The sequence below is a fragment of the Kineococcus indalonis genome (assembly GCF_009906395.1).
GTDB classification, from domain to species: domain Bacteria; phylum Actinomycetota; class Actinomycetes; order Actinomycetales; family Kineococcaceae; genus Kineococcus; species Kineococcus indalonis.
On record NZ_JAAALM010000830.1, the window covers coordinates 1 to 1,143 of the forward strand.

The 1,143-nt window shown below is 82.0% G+C and carries 2 pseudogenes; one reads left to right on the forward strand and one right to left on the reverse strand.

Features of this window, described 5'->3' with window-relative positions:
- Positions 1 to 283: 283 nt before the first annotated feature.
- Positions 284 to 880, forward strand: a pseudogene (locus tag GTR00_RS26540) (LpqB family beta-propeller domain-containing protein); the annotation flags it as partial.
- 15 nt (positions 881 to 895) lie between these two features.
- Here the strand turns inward: GTR00_RS26540 and GTR00_RS26545 are convergent.
- Positions 896 to 1,138, reverse strand: a pseudogene (locus GTR00_RS26545) (LpqB family beta-propeller domain-containing protein); the annotation flags it as partial.
- Positions 1,139 to 1,143 lie beyond the last annotated feature (5 nt).

Here is a 1,143-nt window from a genome sequence, read left to right on the forward strand (position 1 = left end):
CCCCGGAGACCACCACGGCGGCGCGGGGGGCACCGCGGGCGGCGGCGCCGCCGTGGTGGTCTCCGGGGAGGTCGTCGCCGAGATCGACGCCGCGGGCCGCTACGCGCAGCGCCCCGCGGGCACCGCCCTGCAGCGCACCCTGCGGCTGGTGCGGGTGGAGGGGGAGTGGCGCGTGGACGTGCCCGGCGACGGCCGGCTGCTGACGCAGGTGGACGCCTCCCGCTCGCTGCGCCCCTTCCCCGTGCACTTCGCCACCCTCGACACCGCCCAGCTGGTCGGCGACGTGCGCTGGTTCACCTACGACTCCTCCACGGCCACCCGCGTCGTCACCGAGCTGCTGGCCGGGGCCTCGCCGTGGTTGGCCCCCGCGGTGCTCAGCGGCGCGCCGGCGGGCACCCGCCTGCGCACGGGCACCGTGCCGGTGGCGGACGGCGCGGCGACGGTGGACCTGACGGCCCCGGCGCTGCGGGCGACCCCGGAGCGGCGCGCGGTGCTGCTGGCGCAGCTGCGCGCCGGGCTGACCCGCCTGCCGGGGGTGGAGGACGTCGTGGTGCGCGTGGGCGGCGCGGAGCTGACGCGCGGGTCGTCCTCACCGGCGGCCGACCCGCCGGTGGCGCTGCCCGTGCCGGACGCGCGCCTGGTGCTGGCCGGCCCGGCGGGCGTGGCGCGCTGGGACCGCACCAGCGTGCAGCCGGCCCCCGGCGCGGCCGGCGCGGCCGCCGGTGCCCGGCACCCGGCGGTCGCCGCGGACGGCTCGTGCACCGCGTGGCTGGCCGAGGAGGGGCGCGTGCTGCGGGTGCAGCCCGCGCGCGAGGCCGCGCCGGTGTCCCTGGACGCCGGCGGGTCGGTGCTGGCGCCGCCCTCCGTGGACCGGCACGGCTGGGTGTGGCTGGTGCCCTCCGCGCCGCAGGCCGGGGCCCGGGCGCACCAGGACCACCACCCGGTCGTCGCGCAGCCACGAGGCGTCCAGCACCTCCCCGGCGTCGGGCACCAGCTCCGGGGAGGCGGCGCCCAGGCGCAGCGGCCGGCCCGCGGCCCCGCGCACCACGCCGTGCACCCGCACCCGCACCGCCCCGCCCGCGTCCTGGCACACCACCAGCAGCCGCGCCCCGTCGCGGGCCACCCGCGCGCGCAGCACCCGCC